Genomic DNA, 21,149 nt, shown 5'->3' on the forward strand with positions numbered 1-21,149 from the left:
CAGTCTCGCAGGTCGGCATCCGGCAAACGCGCAGCCGCAGCACAGCCGGCCGCGGCTACGCTGGGCGCGTGATCATCCGCAAGGCGTTCTACTGGTGGCTCTTCCCGTCCGCCGTGGTGCTCCCCGCATGGCTGCTGGTCGGCTGGGCCGCCTTCAGCCAGGGGAGCGGCTGGTCGTTCCTCGGCCTCCTGCTGCTCTGTCCCATCCTTTTCGTCGCCATGCTCGTCGTCGGCGGGATCGTGATGGCTCGCCGCAGCGTCCGCGACAGCCACGCGGTCTCCTGGTACGACGTCGGCCTGTTCGGTGCCTGGCACCTGGCGATCATCGGGTTCGGCTTCTTCCCGGCCGGAGTGACGGGCTGGCTCGCCGTGCTCGGCATCCTGCTGTTCGTGGCGATCTTCTGGGTCGTGCTGTGGGAGCTCCTCAGGGAGACACGAGCGCGTGTCGCCATGACCTTCGAGGCGTACCAGCGTGCCGCGCAGCCCCGCGAGGTGCCGCCTCCGCCCGGCGAGTCGGTCGACGGCGGCGAGTACATCGTCATCGAGGAGCGGCGCGAGCGCGACTGACGGCTTGCGCGAGGAGTGTCGTCTCGGCATCCGATTCGACGCGCTTTGGCAAACGGGTGTCCCGCGTGGCAGAATTGACACTTGTGCCGCGGCCAGGCTCTGCCACGGGGGAGCCAGCACTTCTCGCGGACACCCACTTACCGAACCCAGACGGCCGACACTCCTGATCGGAGCCGGCCCCGAGTCCGTTCCCGACCTGTGGCGGGTACAGAGAGCGAACACCCATGCACATCCTCGACCAGCTCGACGCCGCGTCCCTCAAGCAGGACATCCCCGACTTCCGCGCCGGCGACACCGTCAAGGTGCACGTGAACATCATCGAGGGCAACCGCTCTCGCGTCCAGGTCTTCCAGGGCGTCGTCATCGGCCGCTCCGGCGAGGGCGTCCGCGAGACCTTCACGGTCCGCAAGATCAGCTTCCAGGTGGGTGTCGAGCGCACCTTCCCGGTCCACTCCCCGGTCATCGACAAGATCGAGGTCGTCACCCGCGGTGACGTCCGTCGCGCGAAGCTCTACTACCTGCGCGAGCTCCGCGGCAAGAAGGCGAAGATCAAGGAGAAGCGCGAGAACTGATCTCCGCGCCTCAACGCGTCCAGAACCCCCGATCCTCTGCGGATCGGGGGTTCTGTCGTTGGGAGCCGACCGGCCGCGTCGTGCACAGACGGCTCTCGACGATGAGTGACAATGGATGCGAGGCTTCCCGCAGATCGAGAGGGCGGAGGACGAGGAACGCATGATGACCCCGGTGTCGCCGTCCCTGCGGTTCGAGAAGGCCCTCTATCGGGAGGGCGTGACCTCCATCGTCGCCGTCGACGAGGTCGGCCGCGGAGCGCTCGCCGGCCCTGTCGCGGTCGGGATGGTCGTCATCGATACGGCGGTGAAGCGCATCCCGCCGGGACTGCGGGACTCCAAGCTCCTGCCGGAACCCGTGCGGGAATCGCTCGAGCCGCTGTGCCGCAAGTGGGCCATGCATCACGCGGTCGGTCTGGCGACAGCCGAAGAGGTCGATTCGCTCGGGATCATGCGCTGCCTGGGACTCGCGGGAGCTCGAGCCCTCGTGCAACTGGAGGAACAGGGCGCCGGCGTGCATGACAGCACCCTCATCCTCGACGGCAACTACGACTACCTGAACCCCGCGCTCATGCGGCCCGCGAAGGTGGTCACCCGCATCAAGGCCGACCGGGACTGCGCGTCCGTCGCCGCGGCATCCGTCATCGCCAAGGTGCATCGTGACCGGATGATGATCGCGCACGACTCGGAGTATCCGGGCTACGGCTGGGCGAGCAACAAGGGGTACTCGACACCGGAGCACTTCGCCGCGATCGCAGAGTTGGGCCCGAGTGCCCTGCACCGGATGACGTGGCTGAAGCAGCCCGCGCTGATCGACATCCCGGAGTGATCGGGGTCGTTCGTTCCGTCGGTTCGTCCACAGCGTGACCGCCACCGACGCGCGAGTCGGCCGAGCGGCATAGACTTGACGGACGATGGATGAAGACGAGTTCGACGACTACGACCGCGAGGTCGAGTTGGCTTTGTATCGCGAGTACCGGGACGTCGTCTCGCAGTTCAAGTATGTGATCGAGACGGAACGCCGTTTCTATCTGGCGAACGAGGTGGAGTTCGTGCGCCGCGATACGGAGCACGACTTCTACTTCGAGCTCACGATGAACGACGTCTGGGTGTGGGATGTGTACCGGGCCGACCGCTTCGTCAAGTCGGTGCGCGTTCTGACCTTCAAGGACGTCAACATCGAGGAGCTCTCCTCCAAGGAGTTCGAGCTGCCCAAGGAGCTCGCGCTCGACGAGTGAACGTCGTGCTTTCGTGAGCGACTGAGCGTTCACGCTCCACCTGTTCACAGGCTCCGTTCCTCGCGGTCTTTCCACAGATCCGTCCTCTCCGCTCCGCCGATCGGCCCACCAGCCGAGGCTGGATGCGGAGGTTGACATGGCTGAGAAAGACGAATTGGGCCGCCGCGGCGAGCAGGTCGCTGCTGAGTGGCTGCAGGAGAACGGGTACACCCTCATCGACCGCAACTGGCGGTGCCCGTCGGGGGAGCTCGACCTGGTCCTGCGGCGCGGCACAACGATGGTGTTCGCGGAGGTGAAGACGCGGTCGTCGCTGACGTTCGGGCACCCGTTCGAAGCGATCACATCGCGGAAAGCGGCTCGCTTGCGGCGTCTCGCCGCGGCGTGGTGCCGTGAGCGGGAGCCAGGGGCCGTCGCGGTGCGTATCGACGCGGTCGCCGTCACCGACGCGTGGAGCGATCGACCGGTCGTCGAGCACCTGACCGGGATCGCCTGATGGCGCTGGCACGCACGTTCGCCATCGCCCTCGACGGTTTGCGCGGCCACGTCGTCGAGGTGGAGGCGGATATCTCGGCCGGTCTCCCGGCTTTCGTCCTCATCGGGCTGCCCGACACGGCGCTGGGGGAGTCGCGCAAGCGGGTCGGGGCCGCCGCCGTCAACGCGGGCTGCTCCCTGTCGCAGAAGAAGCTCACGGTCAACCTGTCGCCGGCCGCGCTGCCGAAGCAGGGGTCCGGTTTCGATCTGGCTATCGCGATCGCGGCGCTGTCGGCGGCGGGGGTCGTACCCCCGGCCTCCGCGGCGCGTGCCGTCCATCTGGGTGAGCTCGGGCTGGACGGGCGGCTGCGTCCGGTGGCGGGTGTGCTGCCCGCGGTCCTGGCGGCTCGCGAAGCCGGGTTCGATCGGGTGCTCGTGCCCGCAGGCAACCTCGACGAGGCGTGCCTGGTCGAGGGCATCGAGGTGACAGGAGTGACGGGTCTACGTGCCGCGGCGATCGTACACGGCGCCGAGCTCGACCCGGCGGACGAGGAGCCGGTCCTTCCAGCAGTGTCCGAGCACCGTGCAGCACCGGAGCCGGACATGTCGGAGGTCTCGGGCAACGGCGAAGCGGTCGAGGCTCTGGTCGCCGCTGCAGCGGGCGGCCATCATCTGGCCATGGTCGGGCCGCCGGGTGCGGGCAAGACCATGCTCGCCCGGCGCCTGCCGTCGTTGCTGCCCGACCTCGATGGTGCCGAGGCGTTGGAGGCCACGTGCATCCGTTCTCTCACAGGTCTGGGCGTCGGAGCCGAGCTGGTGCGGAGGCCTCCGTTCGAAGCGCCGCACCATACGGCATCGGCCGTCTCACTCGTCGGCGGCGGCAGCGGACGCATCAACCCCGGCGCGATCGTCCGGGCCACTCACGGTGTGCTGTTCCTGGACGAGGCGGCGGAGTTTCCGCCGTCCGTGCTCGACGCGCTCCGGCAGCCGCTCGAGAACGGGAGCATCACCATCCATCGCGCGAGCGGTGCGGCGTCGTTTCCGGCGCGGTTCCAGCTCGTGCTCGCCTCGAACCCCTGTCCGTGCGGGCACTACGGTTCGGCGGATGCGGAGTGCACGTGCTCGCCGATGGCGCGCAGACGCTACCTCGCTCGCATGTCCGGGCCGCTGATGGATCGTGTGGACATCCGTCTCACCGTGCGGCGATTGGGGCTGGCGGCCCTCCATGCGGCGTCCGACGTCCATGCGCCCGGCTGGACCAGCAGCGAGCTCCGAGCGCGCGTCGAGGCGGCTCGGGCCAGTGCGGTCGAGCGACTGCGCGGAACAGGCTGGGTGCGCAACGCCGACGTGGCCGGCAGCTGGCTGCGATCGGGCGAGCGCCGACTCGGTGCATCGGCGATCGCGCCACTGGACCGGGCGTTGGAGCGCGGCGGCATCACGATGCGCGGCTACGACCGAACACTGCGCCTCGCTTGGACCCTCGCGGACCTCGACGGCGCTGGATCGCCGGACGTCGACCATGTCGGGCGTGCGCTGTTTCTCCGGCGCGGGATCAGCTCATGAGCGCCCAGTGCGACGGGTGCGCGGTGGCGCAGCATGCCGTGGGTGACGGAAAGGACGAGGGCGTTGTCGGTGAACCGCTGACCGGCGCGGCACGCACCGATGTGCCGTCGATGCCTGAGACCGGACGCCGTTCCGCATCGGTCATCTCGGGTCTGTCCGATGGCGACGTGGGGCGCCTGGTGGCAGGGGTCTCCAGCGGTCCGCTGGATCGCGGAGCAGGGACGTCCCAGCTGAACGCCGAACGGTTCGCGCGAGCCGCATTGACGACGGCGATCGAACCCGGAGACCTGGAGGCCGGGCGCCTGGTGGGTGCGCTGGGCGCGGTCGGACTGCTCCGAGCCATCGTGGAAGGCCACGAAGCGGAGCAGGTGCTGCGCCTCGCGCGCCACACGGACGCCCTCACGCGGCCTCCCGGGGAGGAGTCGATGCTGTCGGCGGGACGAATGGGCGAGCAGTTCGGGCACCGGTTCGAGACAGACGAGGGTCGGGCTGCCGCAGGCACCTCTGCCTTGACGCTCGAGAGCTTCCCGCCGGAGCGCCCACCCGTCGACGCACGGGCGGTCCGGCGGGTCGCCGAGTGCCTCGGACGTTGGAGGTCGCGGCTCTCCGTGGAGGAGTCCTGCCGTGCCCTCGAGCGGGCGGCACGACTCGGCGCGGTCCTGGTGACACCCGACACGGAATGTTGGCCGGAGGGCTTCGCGTCGCTCGAGGACGGAGAGCCGCTCGCGCTGTGGATCCGTGGCGATCCTCAGCGACTGGCGCTGCTAGCTCGTTCGGTCGCTCTCGTGGGCGCCCGGGCCTCGACCGACTACGGGGAACACGTGGCGATGGAAGCCGCCGCCGGACTGGCCCGACGCGGCTTCGCCGTCGTGTCCGGGGGTGCGTACGGAATCGATGCGGCGGCCCACCGAGCGGCGCTGGCGAGCGGCGGGCTGACCGTCGCCTTCCTCGCCGGAGGGGTCGACCGTCTCTACCCGGCAGGGAACAACGAACTGCTGCGTCGCGTCGCCCGGGAGGGTGTGCTCGCCGCCGAACTCCCTCCGGGCAACGCGCCGACCCGGTGGCGGTTCCTGATGCGCAATCGCCTGATCGCCGCTGCGGCGAGCGCGACGGTCGTGGTCGAGGCGGGGCGACGGTCCGGTTCCCTCAACACCGCAGGCCACGCTGCCCAGCTCGGGCGACCGCTCGGGGCGGTTCCGGGCAGCATCCTCTCGCCGGCGTCGGCAGGGTGTCACCGTCTCATCAGGGAGTATGCGGCCATCTGCGTCACGTCGGCCGAAGAGATGGCCGAGCTGGCAGACCCGCTGGGAACCGGCCCGACAGACGAACCAGGGTCGGCGGCGGCCGACACCGTGATGGTGCCGTCTGACGGCGGAGATGCGGAGGGGGCGGTCCTGTCCGCACTGTCATCGGCGCGCGGTGCCAGCGCGGACGAGATCGCGGCGCGGTCGGCTCTGCCGTTCACGACGGTCGCCGCGATCCTCGGCCGGCTCGATCTCGCGGGACGCGCCAGGGAGAGCGGTGAAGGCTGGACGCTCAGCGAACGGAGGCACGCGTGAAGCGCCCCGGTGGTCGCCGTGGTAGCGGGGCTTCGGCGGACGCCGTCTCGCAGAGGGCGCGTCGCTGCCGTCGGCGGAGAGGGTCCGGCGTCAAGCTGAGGAGGTGATTCTGGATGCGGCCATCGAGCAGTACGAGCGGCACCTGCGGGTGGAGCGCGGGTACTCGCCGCAGACGATCCGCGCCTACCGGTCGGACCTGGGGGCGCTCGCCGCCTTCGCGGCGGAGCGGGGCGTCTCGTCCCCGGAGGGCTTGACGCTCGACCTCTACCGCGACTGGCTCTGGGAGGGCTCCAAGCGGGGTCTCGCGAAGTCAACGCTCGCGAGGCGGGCGGCGTCGGTCCGCGGCTTCAGTGCCTGGGTGACCCGACAAGCCGAGGGGACTCGGAGTGCCGGCGCGGCCTCGGAGGCGCAGGGCGGACGTCGTGGCGCTCACGGCTCGGAGGGGGCGGTCCGTGGGGTCGAGTATTCGTCCGCGTCAGGCGGAGGGTCTGCGGCAGGGACCGGGCCGGATCATGCGGTCGTAGACCCGGCCGTGGCTGACGCGGGGCCGGGTCATGCGGTCGTAGACCCGACCGTGGCGGAGACGGGGCCGAACCATGCGGTTGCGGACCCGGCCGCGGGGGAGGCGGCTGCGGATCGTGCCGTTGCGGACCCCGCCGCGCGGCTGCGGTCGCCGAAGGCGGACAAGACGCTTCCGAGAGTGATCACGCGGGAGCAGATGGACGAGATCCTCGAGGGGCTCGCCGCGCGGGCGGCGGACGGCGACCCCGGGTCGCTCCGCGATGTGGCGGTGATCGAGCTGCTGTACGCGGCCGGCATCCGAGTCTCGGAGCTCACGGGGCTCGACGTCGACGATGTCGACCTCGACCGCCTGACTGTCCGTGTGGTCGGTAAGGGGTCCAAGGAACGGGTCGTGCCGTTCGGGGTGCCGGCGCTGCGCGCCATCCGTGCCTGGCTGTCGGGCGGGCGTCCGCGGCTGGCAGGTGCCGGGTCGGGGCCGGCGCTGTTCCTCGGTGCGCGGGGCGCGCGTCTGGGCAGCCGTGCCGTCTACGAGCTGGTCGCCGGGTTGCTCGCCGATGTGCCAGGGCGAGGGCCTTCCGGGCCCCACGCTCTCCGTCACACGGCCGCGACGCACCTGCTCGACGGCGGGGCGGACCTCCGGGCCGTGCAGGAACTGCTCGGCCACGCCAGCCTCGGGACCACCCAGATCTACACCCACGTCTCGACCGAACGGCTGAAAGAGGCCTACCGCATCGCCCACCCGCGCGCGTGAGCCACGCTGCCTGAGCCACCGGGTCTGAGCCACCGGTTTTGAGCCACCGGTTTTGAGCCACCGGGTCTAAGCCATCGCGCGTGGACCATCGCGCCTGAGCCAACGTGACCGAGGCACCGGGTCTGAGCCACCGGGTCTCAGCCAACCGGTCCGAGCCACCGGGTCTCAGCCACCGGGTCTGAGCCGCCGGGTCTGAGCCGCCGGGTCTGAGCCGCCGGGTCTGAGCCTTCGCGCCCGAGCCAAAGTGCCCGTGCCATCGCGCCCGAGCCATCGGGCCTAGACCACCGCGCTTGAGCGCGGCCGGGCGCACCCGCTCGACCAGCGGTCGCTCAACCGCGGCCGAGCGGCAGAAGGATCGCGGGCGGCACCCGTCCGAAGAACAGCATGGGCGACACGTACTCTCCGTCCACGCGGACACCCACGTGGATGCACGCCGTGCCGCAATGCCCGCCCGACGCCACGACCCCGATGACCGCACCACGGGCGACGGCCGAGCCCACCGGAAGGTCCGACGACACCGGTTCGACGCTCGACAGCACTCCACCGCCGTGGTCGAGCGTCACCACCGGGCGGTCCACGACCACTCCCGCGAAGCGCACTGTCGCGGTCTCCGGTGCGACGACCGGCGTCCCCGACACCGCCGTCACGTCGATGCCGCGATGCCCCGCGGCGTAGCGCGTCGGAGGTGCCGCATAGGGCGCGCTGATGGCAGGGGCGGCGACCGGCCACATCCAGCGCGCACCCTGATCTGCGGCCGCTGGCCGGTCACGCCCGGTCTCCTCGACGTCGACGGCCTGCGGGCGCGATGCGGGCGAGGGTGCGACTACGGCAGCGGCGGGCCCCGCAGCAGCCGAACCGACGGGTAAGGCGGTCACCAGCAGCCCCAACCCGGCCAGGGCACGCCACACCGCTCGCCAGCGCCCGAGTCCCAGCCGCAGCCGTGCCCAGGCACCGCCCACCCGCTCACGCAACCGCATCCGTTCCGCCTTTCTTCGCATCCACCCACACCACCCTGCGCTTCGTCGTCACCGGGCGCCCACGCGCGCTCCGAAGCGGTGGACAACTCGGCACGGAAGCCGTCTGTGGACACGCCCGTGGCCGACGGTTCTCCCCGGCGCATTCGCGGCGTACCGTGAGATTCGCCCTCGCCGCCCCCCGACCGGGAGCCGCGAACAGTGGGCGACACAACCGAAAAAGGGATGACATGACTGAAGAGAGCAGGAACGCAGCCGCCACGAGCGACGAGAACGCACCACGGCCCACGGCGGCGATGCGGAGGAAAGTCACCGGACTGGCGATCGCAGCGGCGGTCGGCGGGTTCCTGTTCGGTTTCGACTCGTCGGTCATCAACGGCGCCGTCGACTCCATCCAGAAGAGCTTCGCACTCAACGCCTTCGTCACCGGGTTCATCGTCGCCATCGCTCTGCTCGGCTGCGCGGTCGGCGCCTTCATCGCCGGTCGCCTCGCCGACCGCTGGGGGCGCCTCAAGGTGATGCTCCTCGGCGCCGTCCTGTTCCTCGCCAGCTCCATCGGTGCCGGCCTCGCGTTCTCCGCCTGGGACCTCGGGTTCTGGCGCGTCATCGGCGGTCTCGGCATCGGTATCGCGTCCGTCGTCGCCCCGGCCTACATCGCCGAGATCTCGCCGCGGCAGTCCCGTGGACGCCTCGCCTCTCTGCAGCAGCTGGCCATCACCATCGGTATCTTCGTGGCGCTGCTCTCGGACGCCCTCCTCGCCGGCGTGGCCGGTTCCGCGTCCCAGCAGCTCTGGTTCGGTCTCGAGGCATGGCGCTGGATGTTCCTGGTCGGCGTGATCCCGTCCGTCGTCTACGGCATCCTCGCCCTGACGCTGCCCGAGTCGCCCCGCTTCCTGCTCGCCAACGGGCGCCATGACGAGGCACGGGAGATCTTCACCACGCTCGTACCCGAAGAGGACATCGACCGTCAGATCGGCGACATCGAGCGCGCGATCCAAGAGGACAAGGAGGGTGCGAAAGCCACCCTCGCCGGCAACCGGCTGGGCCTCAAGCCGATCGTCTGGATCGGCATCATCCTCTCCGTCTTCCAGCAGTTCGTCGGCATCAACGTGATCTTCTACTACTCGACGACACTGTGGAAGGCGGTCGGCTTCACCGAGAGCAACTCGCTGCTCATCACCGTCATCACGTCGGTCACGAATGTGGTCGTGACGATCATCGCCATCGTGCTCGTCGACCGCGTCGGCCGCCGCCCCATCCTGCTGACCGGCTCGGTCGGTATGGCCCTGTCCCTGGGTGTCATGGCGCTCTCCTTCGCCTTCGCGGTCAAGGTCGACGGCGCCGTCTCGCTGCCGAATCCGTGGGGCCCGATCGCGCTGATCGCCGCGAACATCTTCGTCATCTGCTTCGGTGCGTCGTGGGGACCGCTGGTGTGGGTGCTGCTCGGCGAGATCTTCCCGACCAAGATCCGCGGGAAGGCGCTCGGCGTCGCGGCGGCCGCGCAGTGGATCGCCAACTTCCTGGTGACGGTCTCGTTCCCGCCCATGGCCGACTTCTCGCTGCCCTTCACGTACGGCATGTACGCGATCTTCGCGGCCCTGTCGTTCTTCTTCGTCTTCTTCAAGATCCCCGAGACGAACGGGATGGCACTGGAGCACGCCGAGACCCTCTTCCGCGAAGCCGGGGGCAAGCGCCGGGGCGTCCAGGTGCGCTCCAGCGGAGACTCCGCCTGACCCCCGCTTCCTGCTAGGATGTCTGAAGCACTCCGCTCGTCGGAGTGACTACGCGTGCCCGTAGATCCTCGCGAGAGGCGCCTTTCACCGGGCGGGGCGCGCATCCACCGGTCTCCCACTCCACTCGACGGCCTCGCCGTGCGGGCGGTGGGATGCGGATGCGCGCGGGGCACCAGGAGTGGCGGCCGCCGGCCGTCGCAGACAACCGCAACCAAAGGAGAAACGGCAATGGCCGTCGTCACCATGCGCCAGCTGCTCGACAGCGGCGTCCACTTCGGACACCAGACCCGTCGCTGGAACCCGAAGATGAAGCGCTTCATCCTCACCGAGCGCTCGGGCAGCTACATCATCGACCTGCAGCAGTCTCTCGCGTACATCGACAAGACGTACGACTTCGTCCGCGAGACCGTCGCCCACGGCGGCACCATCCTCTTCGTCGGCACCAAGAAGCAGGCCCAGCAGGCGATCGCCGAGCAGGCGACCCGCGTGGGCCAGCCCTACGTGAACCAGCGCTGGCTGGGCGGTCTGCTGACCAACTTCTCGACCGTGTCCAAGCGCCTCGCCCGCATGAAGGAGCTCGAGGAGCTCGACTTCGAGGGCACCACCAGCGGCTTCACCAAGAAGGAGCTGCTGATCAAGAAGCGCGAGCTGGACAAGCTCCACAAGTCGCTGGGCGGCATCCGCAACCTCAGCAAGACGCCGAGCGCGCTCTGGGTGGTCGACACCAAGAAGGAGCACCTCGCGATCGACGAGGCCAAGAAGCTGGGCATCCCGGTCATCGGCATCCTCGACACGAACTGCGACCCGGACGAGGTCCAGTACCCGATCCCGGGCAACGACGACGCCATCCGCTCCGTCACCCTGCTGACCCGCATCGTCGCCGACGCCGCGGCCGAGGGCCTCATCCAGCGTCACCAGAAGCCCGAAGAGGGCGCCGAGCCGGCCGAGCCGCTCGCCGAGTGGGAGCAGGAGCTCCTGCAGCAGTCCTCCGAAGAGGTGCAGTCGAGCGCCGAGACCGCCAAGGCCGCTGACGCGGACCTGGCGGCCGCCAAGGCCGACTCCGCCGAGGTCATCGCCGAGGGCGAGGCGGACGCTGTCGAGGCTGACGCCGTCGTGGCCGCCGAGACCGACGCCGCCGAGGCCGAGTCGACCGTCGAGACCGACGCACCTGCGGACGCCGAGTCCAAGTAACCCGCGTCAACCAGAAGTCTTCGAGAAAAAGAAGGTTCCAGTCAGAACATGGCAAACATCAGCATCGCCGACATCAAGGCTCTCCGTGAGCAGCTCGGCACCGGCATGGTCGACACCAAGAAGGCCCTCGAGGAGGCCGGTGGCGACATCGAGAAGGCCACCGAGATCCTGCGCCTGAAGGGTGCGAAGGGCAACGCGAAGCGTGCCGACCGCTCCACCAGCGAGGGCCTCGTCGCCGCCAAGGAGAACGGCAACGGCACCGCCACCATGATCGAGCTCGCGTGCGAGACCGACTTCGTGGCGAAGGGCGACAAGTTCATCGCCCTGTCCGAGAAGGTTCTCGACGCGGCCGCGGCCGCCGGCGCCACCACCGTCGAGGAGGCCCTCGCGGCCCCCGCCGGCAGCCAGACCGTCGCCGAGCTCATCGGTGACGAGGCCGCCATCCTCGGCGAGAAGGTGGAGCTCCGCCGCATCGCCGTCGTGAACGGCGAGCACTTCGCGATCTACCTGCACAAGACCTCCAAGGACCTGCCGCCGCAGGTCGGTGTCGTCCTCGGTTACACCGGTGACGACGCGGAGACCGCCCGCAGCATCGCGCAGCACATCTCGTTCGCGAACCCGACCTACCTCAACCGCGAGGACGTCCCGGCCGAAGAGGTCGAGAACGAGCGTCGCATCGTCGAGGAGATCTCGCGCAACGAGGGCAAGCCGGAGGCCGCGCTCCCGAAGATCATCGAGGGTCGCCTCGGCGCCTACTTCAAGCAGGTCGCCCTGCTCGAGCAGGAGTACGCGCGCGACAACAAGCTGACCATCACCCAGGTGGTGAAGGATGCGGGCCTGACCATCACCGGTTTCGCCCGGTTCAAGGTCGGCGCGTAACAGGTCATGAAGGAGTCCGGATCGTGAACACGATCCGGACTCCTTTTCTGTGCGCGGGAGGATGTCCCTCTCCCGCGAGCACCCACTAGCTTTAACCAGAACCACGCACGGAAGGACGCTATTCACGCATGTCGGCAGCCACCCAGAGACATCCTTCACAGCGACGCAGGGTCCTTCTCAAACTCTCCGGCGAAGCGTTCGGCGGCGGACAGCTGGGCGTCAACCCGGACATCGTCAGCAGCATCGCGCGTGAGATCGCGCAGGCCGCACAGGACGTGGAGATCGCCATCGTCGTCGGCGGAGGCAACTTCTTCCGCGGAGCCGAGCTCTCGCAGCGCGGTATGGACCGCGGCCGTGCCGACTACATGGGCATGCTCGGGACGGTCATGAACTCGCTCGCACTCCAGGACTTCCTGGAGCAGGCCGGAGCGGAGACGCGCGTCCAGTCGGCGATCTCGATGACCCAGGTCGCCGAGCCGTACATCCCGCGCCGGGCGGAGCGGCACCTCGAGAAGGGTCGGGTCGTGATCTTCGGCGCGGGCGCCGGGCTCCCGTACTTCTCGACCGACACGGTCGCCGCGCAGCGCGCGCTCGAGATCAGCGCCGACGTCGTGCTCGTCGCCAAGAACGGCGTCGACGGCATGTACGACGACGACCCTCGCACGAACCCCGATGCGCGCAAGATCGACCAGATCAGCCACCAGGAGGCTCTGCAGCAGAACCTGAAGGCGGTCGACTCGACGGCGCTCAGCCTCTGCATGGACAACGGGATGCCGATGCGCATCTTCGGGATCGAGCCGGCCGGCAACGTCACGGCCGCACTTCTCGGTGCCGAGATCGGCACTCTCCTCGGCTGAACGCCGCGGGCGGGTCTTCGAGCGTCGCCGCCGGTCCGGCACCGGCGGCGACGTGACCGCGCAATAGACTAGACACCGACCCACCGATCTGAAGGAGAAACCGTGATCGCGGATGTGATTTCCGATGCCCGTCAGCGCATGAGCAAGACCGTGGACGCGGCGAGGGAGGACTTCGGCACCGTGAGCGCGGGCCGGGCCAACCCGGCACTGTTCCAGAAGGTGCTGGTCGACTACTACGGGTCGCCGACGCCGCTCGCGCAGCTGGCCGGTCTCCAGAACCCCGAGGCCCGCGTCCTGCTGGTCACGCCGTACGACAAGTCGGCGCTCAAGGACATCGAGAAGGCCATCGTCAACATGCCCAACCTCTCGGCCAACGTCGGCAACGACGGCGAGATCGTCCGGGTCACCCTGCCGGAGCTCACGGAGGACCGCCGCAAGGAGTTCGTCAAGATCGTTCGCGGCAAGGGCGAGGACGCCAAGGTCGCGCTGCGCAACATCCGCCGTCGGTCGAAGGACGACCTGGATGCGCTGAAGGGCGAGGTCGGCGACGACGAGCTGGCCCGCGCCGAGAAGGAGCTCGAGGCCATCACGCGCACCCACGTCGACGCGGTCGACGAGGCTCTGAAGCGCAAGGAAGCCGAACTCCTCGAGGTCTAGCCGATGACCGACGAGAGCCCCGGAGCGCCGACGCCGGGAGCGCCGACGCCGGGAGCGCCGACGCCGGCGAACCCGGTCCCGGCGACGCCGGCACCCGGCGGCCCGCCGTCCGCGGAGCCGCCCGCCGTGCTGCCCGTCGACACGGCGGATCTGCACGGTCGCCGGGGCAAGGCACGCTCGCGGGAGGAGTTCCGCGCCCAGGTGCAGGCCACCCGCGCCGACTTCGAGCGTCAGGTGCAGGCCCGCAAGGCGCAGCTCGACGCCACGAACGAACGGATCGCCGAGCGCACGGGCCGCAACCTGATCCTCGCGATCGTGATCGGCCTCGCCGTCGGCGCGCTCGTCCTGGTCAGCCTGATCTTCATCAAGGAGCTCTTCCTGGTGTTCGGGATGGCGATGGCCGGGTTCGCCAGCTTCGAGCTGGCGCAGGCGTTCCGCGGGGCCGGACGCCGCGTGCCGCGCATCCCGACCGTGATCGCCGCGGTTGGTATCGTCCCGGCGACGTTCTTCCTGCACGCGGGGGGCATGCTCGTCGCTCTCTCCGCCGGGATCGTGCTGGTCGTGGTCTGGCGGCTGGTGGAGGAGCTGGTCGTGCCCGCCTCCCGGCGCAGCGCAGGCGCACTCGGCCGCGACCTGCTGTGGGCGGTCTTCGCCCAGTTGTACGTGAGCCTGCTGGCCAGCTTCGTCATCCTGCTCCTGGCGGAGCCGGGCGGCGAGTGGTGGGTGCTCGCGTTCCTCATCCTCGTCGTCTCGGTCGACACCGGCGCCTACGTGAGCGGTCTGTCGTGGGGCAAGCACCCGATGGCGCCGACCATCAGCCCGAAGAAGACGTGGGAGGGCTTCGCCGGCGCTGCCGCCGCGGCCATCATCGCGGGCGTTCTGCTCTCGGTGTTCATGCTGGGCGAGGTCTGGTGGTTCGGCATCGTCTTCGGCGTCGTCCTGCTGCTGACCGCTACCGCCGGCGACCTCGCCGAGTCGCTCATCAAGCGCGATCTGGGCATCAAGGACATGAGCTCGTGGTTGCCCGGCCACGGCGGTTTCCTCGACCGGCTCGACTCGATCCTGCCGTCGGCGGCGGCCACCTACGTCCTGTTCCTCATCTTCCGATGACAGAATGGGGGAGTGAGCACCTTCCCCCGCAGCCCCAAGTCCAAGCCGGGCTATGACGTCGAACAGGTGGATGAGTTCCTCAAGCTGGCGCGCCGGGCGTACGACGCCGACGAGGATGCGCCCTCGCTGACGGCCGCCGACATCCGTCACGCGGCGTTCTCGATGGCCAAGGGCGGCTATTCGACCACGCACGTCGATGCGGCGCTGGAGCGCCTGGAGGACGCGTTCGCGGCCCGCGAGCGCGAGGCTGTCCGCAGCCGTCAGGGTGACGCCTCGTGGTTCGAGGAAGCGCGCACGACCGCCCAGGTCGTCCTGAACCGCCTCGACCGTCCGCTCGGGCACCGGTTCGACCGCGTCAGCTTCCTCACGCTCGGCTACAACCGCAACGACGTCGACCGGTTCGCGAACCGGCTGGTGCGGTATTTCCAGGACGGCCGTCCGATGAGCGTCGAGGAGGTCCGGACGGTCACGTTCCGCGAGCAGCGCGGCGGATACCGTGAGGTCCAGGTCGATCTCCTGCTCGACAGTGTCACCGACGTCATGCTGGCGGTTCGCTGAGTGCGGGCGTCGATTCTTGGATCTGAGCCCGATCTCCGTTATCGTTCTGTGATCGTGGGTAGACGAGCAGCAGCAGCAGAGATCGTGCCGCTGACTCCGGCCAACCCGGTCGGCGTCGCGTTCAAGCGATCCCGGCGACCGCACATCCGGTCGCGGGCGGCCCTTCTGGGGTTCGCATTCACCGCCGCCGTGGGTTTCGCGCTGGTGAACGTGGTCGATCCGTTCTCGGGCACGACCACTACGCCGGCCTACGCGGAATCGCTACAGGAGATCCCCACCACCCAGCGCTACGACGGCGCTCCCACGCAGAATCTGACGGCTCCGGATGCGGCGGGCCAGACCATCACGCGCGATGCGGTCACGGTCAAGGAGAAACCGAAGCCCACTCCGACGCCGACCCCGACGCCGACGCCGTCGGCCAAGAAGTCGTCCTCCAGCGGCGGGTCGGCCCCGACCGCGCCCATCCCGAGTGCCGGCACGGCCAAGGACATCGGCTACCAGATGATGCAGGCGCGCGGCTGGGGCGACGACCAGTGGGGCTGCCTCGACACCCTGTGGAGCCACGAGTCCGGCTGGCGCGTCAACGCGTCGAATCCGAGCGGCGCGTACGGCATCCCGCAGGCGCTGCCCGGCAGCAAGATGGGGCCGGGCTGGGAGACCGACGCGTCGGTGCAGATCAACTGGGGCCTCGGCTACATCGCCGGCCGCTACGGCACGCCGTGCGGCGCCTGGGGCGTGTGGCAGAGCCAGGGCTGGTACTGATCCCGGCTCACGCCGAGCACCCTGACCCGCGGTCCACCGTGACCAGCACCCACGAACTCCGCGCCTAAACTGGTCCCATGCCGCGTTCCAACCGTCCCCGAGGCCGTCAGGGCGGCCGGAAGGACGACGAGCCGGACGGCCTGGAGCGACTGCTCTCCGGATGGCGACGCACCGAGGTGCGCCGCGGCGTCGAGTGGAACGTCCAGCCCGTCTCTGCCGCGCAGGCGCAGAAGAGCTACCGGTGCCCGGGCTGTGGGCGCGACATCGCGCCGGGCGTCGCCCACTTGGTCGCGTGGCGCGCCGACGGTGTGCTGGGGGATGCGGCCGACCTGGCCGCACGACGGCACTGGCACGAGTCCTGCTGGAGGATCGCATGACGACCGAGAACGTGACCGCGCACAGCACGAGCGGCGAGCCCGTCGAGATCCGCGGCGGGGTCGAACTGCCCGCGCGTCGTGAGGACATCGAGCTGCATACGGCCGACGGCCTCACGCTGGTCGGCGAACTGGCGACCCCCGTCGACCGCGAGCCGGTGGCCACACTCGTGACGCTCCATCCGCTCCCGACGGCCGGCGGCTTCATGGACTCGCACATCCTCCGCAAGGCCGCCGCCCGGTTGCCCGCGCTGGCCGACGTCGCCGTGCTGCGGTTCAATACGCGCGGCACCTCCTCGCCGCGCGGTCGCAGCCAGGGCAGCTTCGAGCACGGTGTCGGCGAGCGATTCGACGTCGAGGCGGCGATGGCGTTCGTCGCCGAGGGCGGGCTCCCGCATCCCTGGCTCCTCGGCTGGTCGTTCGGCACGGAACTCGCCCTCATGTACGGGCGCGAGTTCCCCGTCGACGGGGTCATCCTGCTGTCTCCGCCGTTGCATCGGGCGAAGCCGGAGCATCTCGCTGCGTGGTCGGGGGACCATCGCCCGATCGTGGCGCTCATCCCGGAGCTCGACGACTTCCTGCGTCCGGCCGAGGCTGCCGAGCGGTTCCGTCCGCTGCCGCAGATCGAGCTGGTGGACGTCGAGGGCGGGAAGCACCTCTGGGTGGGGGAGAACCAGACCCGGCGCGTCCTCACCGAGATCGTGCAGCGCATCAACCCCGGTGCTCTGCCGCTGCCGACCGAATGGCCGCCGCCCGCTTCCTAGGCGGGCGTTGCGTCAGAGCTCGTTCTGACGCGGGATGACGACCTGCTTGACGATCAGCAGGATGGCCGCCGCGAACGGGATCGCGACGAGCGCTCCGAGGATGCCGAGCAGCGTGCCGCCGGCGAGGGCGGCGACGACGACGAGGGCGCCGGGAACGGAGACCGCGCGGTTCATGATGCGCGGGCTGAGCACGTACGCCTCCACCTGCATGTAGATCAGGTAGTAGATCGCCGCGGCGATTGCGGTCGGCGTTCCGGACAGGAAGCAGACCGCGACGATGATGACGGAACCGGTGATCGTTCCGACCAGCGGGATCAACGAGAAGAAGAACGCGATCGACGCGAGCAGGATGGGGAACTTCGCGCCGATCACCGTCAGGAAGATCGCGCTCAGGATGCCGTTGACGAGGGCCAGCAGGACCTGCCCCATGACGTACTTGCCGACGGAGTCGGTGATCTGGTCGCCCAGGTCGGCGAACCGGGCCCGGCGGGAGGCGGGCACGAGCTGGTATGCGGAGCGTTTGATCGCGGGCAGCGAAGCCGTGAAGTAGATGGTCAGGATGACGACGATGATGACGCCGAACACGCCCTGCACGATTCCGACACCGGTCTGCAGCACCTTCGACGTGATGTCCGGCAGGTTCTTCTGCAGCCACTCAGTGACGGCGTCGATGTTCTGCTGGTTGACGATCCCAGGGAATTGATGCTGGAGGCTGAGGAACCACTTCTCGGCGTCGCCGTTGTTCACCCAGGTGATGGTGTTCTGGACGAGCTGGGTGGCCTGGCTGATCGCGACCGGGACGATCGCCCAGATCAGGCCGATGAAGGCGCCGATGATGACCACGAGAGCGACGACCAGCGCCAGCCAGCGCGGGAACTTGCGGCGCTCGAGGAACGAGATCAGCGGCTCGATGCCGAGCGCCAGGAACAGCGCGGCACCGATGTACGTGATGATCGTCGCGAGGCTGGTGATCGCACTGAGGATGAGGATCCCGAGCCCGACTCCGAGGGCGCCGATGAGGCCGAGGCGGAACGGGTTCTGGATCTTCATGTGTCCCCCTGGGTCAGTCGCGGTCGGCAGTCACACTTTCGGCCTGCTGAAGGACGCCGCGCAGGTTCTCGAAGTACCCGGCCACAGCCTCGCGCTCAATCCTAATCTGGGCGAGGCGCTCTTCCGCGTCCGCCACGAGGCGTTGTGTGCGCTCCTCCGTCTCCTCGAGCAGAGCCGCGGCCCGCTCCTCGGCGTCGTGGATGACCTGCGTGGCGGTCTCTTCGGCCTTCTTCCTGGCCTCGGTGACCGTGCGACGGGCCTCCGCCTCGAACGCCTCGGCTTCGGAACGGGCCTGGGCGGTGCGCTTGACGGCGTCCGCAAGCTGCACGTTGGCCTCGTCGAGGTACTTCTGCGTCTGGGCGACGGCCTCCTGGTGCCGCGTGAGGTACTCCTTCTCGGCCTCGTCGCGGCGCGCCTTCAGCTCGACGTCCAGGTCGATGCGGGCCTGCGCGATCTCGCGCGTACGCGCATCCAGTTCCTCCAGGGTGGAGGTGCGCAGCTGCGTGAGCTCGTTGTCGAGTGCGGCGCGGGCGTTCGCCGCCTCCTGCTCGAACTCGGCCGTGCGCTGGGCGATCTCGGCCTCGAGCGCCGTGCGGGCCTCGGCGGTCTCACGGGCGACCTCGGCGCGGGCTTCCGCGGTCTCCTTCTCGAGGGCGACCCTCGTCTGCTGGGCCTCGTCGGCAAGGGCGACGCGGGTGCGCTCCGCGTCGCGCTCGAGCTCCAGCCGCTGCTGCTCGCGCTGGTCGGCGAGCTCGTTCGCGGTCGCCTCACGCTGGTCGGCGAGCTCCAGTGTCGTCCGGCGCACGTCCTCCGCGAGGCGGGTGCGTGTCTCCTCCGTCTCGGCCGCGAGCGCGGACTTCGTCCGCTCGGTCTCGGCGGCGAGGGCCTTCTTCGTCTGCTCGACCTCGGCGGCGAGTGCGGCCTTCGTGGTGGTGACCTCGGTCTCGAGGGCCGACTTCGTCTGCTCGACCTCGGCGGCGAGCGCCTTCGTGGTCTGGTCGACCTCGGCCGCGAGCTCGGTCCTGGTCCGCTCCACCTCGTCCGCCAGGGCGGCCTTCGTGGTGGTGACCTCGGTCTCGAGGGCCGACTTCGTCTGCTCGACCTCGGCGGCGAGTGCGGCCTTGGTCGTGGTGACCTCGGTCTCGAGGGCGGACTTCGTCTGCTCGACCTCAGCGGTGAGGGCGGAGGTGGTCGACTCGACCTCCGCGGCCAGGCGGGCGCGCTCGGCGGTGAGCTCGGCCTCGACGGAGCTGCGCTCGCGAGCGATCTCGTCGGTGAGCGAGGTGCGTGCGGCATCCACTTCGGAGGCGAGCTGCGCCCGCAGTTCGGCGGCCTCGGCCGCCAGCTCGCGGCGCTGACGGTCGGCCTCCGCGGCCAGGCGGGCGCGCGTGCTGTCGACCTCGGCGGCCAGTTCGCTGGCCGTCTGCTCGCGGTCGGCGGCCAGCTGGGCCGCGGTCGCGGCGCGGTCGGCTTCCAGCCGTGCCCGCGTCTCCGTCGTCTCCTTCTCCAGGGTGGTGCGGGTCTGGAGGGTGTCGTCGGCGAGCTGCTTGGTGGTCCGCTCGACCTCTTCTGCGAGGGTGGATCGGGTCGTGGTGACCTCGTTCTCGAGCGCGGCGCGCGTGGAGGTCACCTCGTTCTCGAGCGCCGATCGGGTGGTGGTGACCTCGGTCTCGAGCTCCGACTTCGTCCGCGTGACCTCTTCGGTCAGGGCGGAACGCGTGCGGGTGACCTCGTCGGCGAGCTCCGCCTTCGTGCGGTCGACCTCCTCCTTCAGTGCGCTCCGCGCAGCGGTCACCTCGGCGTCGAGGGCCGAACGCGTCTGCTCGGCCTCGGCCGCGAGGGCGGCCTGAGTCTGAGCCACCTCCGCTGCGAGCGCCTTCTTCGTCTGCTCGACCTCCGTGGCCAGAGCGAGGCGCGTCGTCTTGTCCTCGTTCTCGAGGTCGGCGCGGGTCTGCGCGGCCTCCGCGGCGAGGGAGGAGCGCTGCTCCTCGACCTCGGCGGCCAGGTCGGCGCGTGCCTGGGCGGCCTCGGCGGCCAATGCGTTGCGGGTCTCGGCCTCCTCGGCCGCGAGCCGGTCGGCGGTCTCGGCCACGCGCTTGTCGAGGTCGAGACGGATCTGCGCGGCCTCGCGCTCGAACGCGGCGCGGTCGTCGGCGAGGGCGTTCTCGAGCTCCGCCTTCCGGGCGGCGATGGTGCGGTCGAGTTCGGCCGCCTCCGCGCGCGCAGCCTCGGCCTCGCGGGACGCGACCGCCTTGAGCTCCGCCGCCTCGCGGTCGGCCTCGGCACGGACGGCTGCCGCCTCGCGCTTGCTGGTGGCGCGCAGCTCGGCGGCCTCCGTCGCGACGGCGCCGCGGATGGCCGCTGCCTCGCGCATGGCGTCGTTGAGCAGGGTCTCCTTGTCGGAGCGGGTCTTGGCGAGCAGCTCGCCCGACTCGATCTGCGCGTCCTCCAGCAGGGTGGTGGCGCGGGCCTGGGCGTCGGCCAGGATGCGCTCGGCCTGCGCCGCGGCAGCCTTCTTGACCTTCTCGATCTCGGCGGCGACGCCGGCGCGCAGCTTCTCGGCGTCGATGTCGGCCTGGGCGATGAGACGGGTGGACTGCTCCTCAGCGACGCGCAGCGTGTTCTCGAGCTTGGTGCCGAGGCCCGAGTAGGTGGGGCTGCCGACCTCCTCGATCTCCGCGTTGAGGTCTTCGATGCGCGCCTGCAGCCGCTTGATCTCCTTCGCCGACTCCGCGGACTGCGTGTTCGACTTGATGAGCTCGCGCCGGAGCTCCTGCAGAGCCTTGTCGACCTCGTCCTTGTCGTAGCCGCGGAAGACCTGCGTGAAGTTGGATTCGTCGGTGGCCACTGTTGTTACTCCTGAGGGGATTCGGGTCGACCCGCTGCGCGCGCGCCGGGACGATCCTACAATTCGCGGGTCTACGCCCGCACGGGGGGCTGCGTGAGCGTCCAGACAAGGGTTAGCTGCCTTTCAGGCACGTCCGGTATCGTCGTGTGACTG

General features: G+C 69.7%; 21 protein-coding genes. 18 read left to right on the forward strand and 3 right to left on the reverse strand.

Features of this window, described 5'->3' with window-relative positions:
• Nucleotides 1–68: 68 nt before the first annotated feature.
• From J2Y42_RS12075 to J2Y42_RS12110, 8 genes are all read left to right on the forward strand, one after another.
• Nucleotides 69–566, forward strand: coding sequence for a hypothetical protein (locus J2Y42_RS12075; protein WP_309858849.1), 498 nt, complete (start codon nt 69–71; stop codon nt 564–566).
• 224 nt (nt 567–790) lie between these two features.
• The gene (gene rplS, locus J2Y42_RS12080) at nt 791–1,138 is read left to right on the forward strand and encodes a 50S ribosomal protein L19 (protein ID WP_309858852.1); all 348 of its coding nucleotides are present in this window, start codon (nt 791–793) and stop codon (nt 1,136–1,138) included.
• Nucleotides 1,139–1,298: 160 nt separating this feature from the next.
• A complete protein-coding gene (locus J2Y42_RS12085; protein WP_309858855.1) occupies nt 1,299–1,964 on the forward strand; it encodes a ribonuclease HII in 666 nt (221 codons plus the stop codon).
• A gap of 85 nt (nt 1,965–2,049) precedes the next feature.
• Entirely contained in the window at nt 2,050–2,373 is a 324-nt protein-coding gene (locus tag J2Y42_RS12090) for a DUF2469 family protein (RefSeq protein WP_018190696.1), read from the forward strand.
• 136 nt (nt 2,374–2,509) lie between these two features.
• Nucleotides 2,510–2,866, forward strand: a complete 357-nt coding sequence (locus tag J2Y42_RS12095) for a YraN family protein (protein WP_018190697.1) — start codon at nt 2,510–2,512, stop codon at nt 2,864–2,866.
• Nucleotides 2,866–4,407 (forward strand): YifB family Mg chelatase-like AAA ATPase, encoded by a 1,542-nt coding sequence (locus J2Y42_RS12100; protein WP_309858860.1) that lies wholly within the window; start codon nt 2,866–2,868, stop codon nt 4,405–4,407. The genes J2Y42_RS12095 and J2Y42_RS12100 overlap by 1 nt, the downstream gene beginning before the upstream one ends.
• On the forward strand, nt 4,404–5,966 hold the full coding sequence (gene dprA, locus J2Y42_RS12105; protein WP_309858863.1) for a DNA-processing protein DprA: 1,563 nt from the start codon (nt 4,404–4,406) through the stop codon (nt 5,964–5,966). The genes J2Y42_RS12100 and dprA overlap by 4 nt, the downstream gene beginning before the upstream one ends.
• A 103-nt stretch (nt 5,967–6,069) precedes the next feature.
• Entirely contained in the window at nt 6,070–7,239 is a 1,170-nt protein-coding gene (locus J2Y42_RS12110; protein WP_309858866.1) for a tyrosine recombinase XerC, read from the forward strand.
• 329 nt (nt 7,240–7,568) lie between these two features.
• On the opposite strand, the gene J2Y42_RS12115 is transcribed toward J2Y42_RS12110, so the two are convergent.
• Nucleotides 7,569–8,216, reverse strand: a complete 648-nt coding sequence (locus J2Y42_RS12115) for a peptidoglycan DD-metalloendopeptidase family protein (RefSeq protein WP_309858869.1) — start codon at nt 8,214–8,216, stop codon at nt 7,569–7,571.
• 227 nt (nt 8,217–8,443) lie between these two features.
• Between J2Y42_RS12115 and J2Y42_RS12120 the strand changes: the two genes are divergently transcribed.
• The 10 genes from J2Y42_RS12120 (at nt 8,444) to J2Y42_RS12165 (ending at nt 17,098) form a co-directional block, all read left to right on the forward strand.
• On the forward strand, nt 8,444–9,946 hold the full coding sequence (locus J2Y42_RS12120) for a sugar porter family MFS transporter (RefSeq protein ID WP_309858872.1): 1,503 nt from the start codon (nt 8,444–8,446) through the stop codon (nt 9,944–9,946).
• Between the two features lie 228 nt (nt 9,947–10,174).
• On the forward strand, nt 10,175–11,137 hold the full coding sequence (gene rpsB / locus J2Y42_RS12125) for a 30S ribosomal protein S2 (protein WP_309858874.1): 963 nt from the start codon (nt 10,175–10,177) through the stop codon (nt 11,135–11,137).
• 48 nt (nt 11,138–11,185) lie between these two features.
• Nucleotides 11,186–12,016 (forward strand): translation elongation factor Ts, encoded by an 831-nt coding sequence (gene tsf, locus J2Y42_RS12130; RefSeq protein WP_309858877.1) that lies wholly within the window; start codon nt 11,186–11,188, stop codon nt 12,014–12,016.
• A 128-nt stretch (nt 12,017–12,144) separates the two neighbouring features.
• Nucleotides 12,145–12,873, forward strand: a complete 729-nt coding sequence (gene pyrH, locus J2Y42_RS12135) for a UMP kinase (protein ID WP_018190705.1) — start codon at nt 12,145–12,147, stop codon at nt 12,871–12,873.
• Nucleotides 12,874–12,975: 102 nt separating this feature from the next.
• The gene (gene frr, locus J2Y42_RS12140) at nt 12,976–13,530 is read left to right on the forward strand and encodes a ribosome recycling factor (protein ID WP_309858880.1); all 555 of its coding nucleotides are present in this window, start codon (nt 12,976–12,978) and stop codon (nt 13,528–13,530) included.
• A 3-nt stretch (nt 13,531–13,533) separates the two neighbouring features.
• Nucleotides 13,534–14,640 carry a phosphatidate cytidylyltransferase gene (locus J2Y42_RS12145; protein ID WP_309858882.1) on the forward strand — a complete coding sequence of 369 codons (1,107 nt, stop codon included), beginning with the start codon at nt 13,534–13,536 and terminating at the stop codon, nt 14,638–14,640.
• Between the two features lie 12 nt (nt 14,641–14,652).
• Nucleotides 14,653–15,198, forward strand: coding sequence for a DivIVA domain-containing protein (locus J2Y42_RS12150; protein ID WP_309858885.1), 546 nt, complete (start codon nt 14,653–14,655; stop codon nt 15,196–15,198).
• A 54-nt stretch (nt 15,199–15,252) separates the two neighbouring features.
• Nucleotides 15,253–15,960: a lytic transglycosylase domain-containing protein gene (locus tag J2Y42_RS12155; RefSeq protein ID WP_396427153.1), complete on the forward strand. Its 708-nt coding sequence runs from the start codon at nt 15,253–15,255 to the stop codon at nt 15,958–15,960.
• Nucleotides 15,961–16,037: 77 nt separating this feature from the next.
• On the forward strand, nt 16,038–16,337 hold the full coding sequence (locus tag J2Y42_RS12160) for a hypothetical protein (RefSeq protein ID WP_309858888.1): 300 nt from the start codon (nt 16,038–16,040) through the stop codon (nt 16,335–16,337).
• Complete coding sequence (locus tag J2Y42_RS12165; RefSeq protein ID WP_309858890.1) at nt 16,334–17,098, forward strand: alpha/beta hydrolase; 765 nt, start codon at nt 16,334–16,336, stop codon at nt 17,096–17,098. Before J2Y42_RS12160 ends, J2Y42_RS12165 begins: the two co-directional genes overlap by 4 nt.
• A 12-nt stretch (nt 17,099–17,110) precedes the next feature.
• On the opposite strand, the gene J2Y42_RS12170 is transcribed toward J2Y42_RS12165, so the two are convergent.
• Together J2Y42_RS12170 and J2Y42_RS12175 are read right to left on the reverse strand one after the other, a co-directional pair.
• Nucleotides 17,111–18,148: an AI-2E family transporter gene (locus J2Y42_RS12170; RefSeq protein ID WP_309858893.1), complete on the reverse strand. Its 1,038-nt coding sequence runs from the start codon at nt 18,146–18,148 to the stop codon at nt 17,111–17,113.
• Between the two features lie 13 nt (nt 18,149–18,161).
• A complete protein-coding gene (locus tag J2Y42_RS12175) occupies nt 18,162–20,996 on the reverse strand; it encodes a DivIVA domain-containing protein (RefSeq protein ID WP_309858896.1) in 2,835 nt (944 codons plus the stop codon).
• Between the last annotated feature and the right edge of the window lie 153 nt (nt 20,997–21,149).

It is taken from the genome of Leifsonia sp. 1010, assembly GCF_031455295.1.
Classification (GTDB): domain Bacteria; phylum Actinomycetota; class Actinomycetes; order Actinomycetales; family Microbacteriaceae; genus Leifsonia.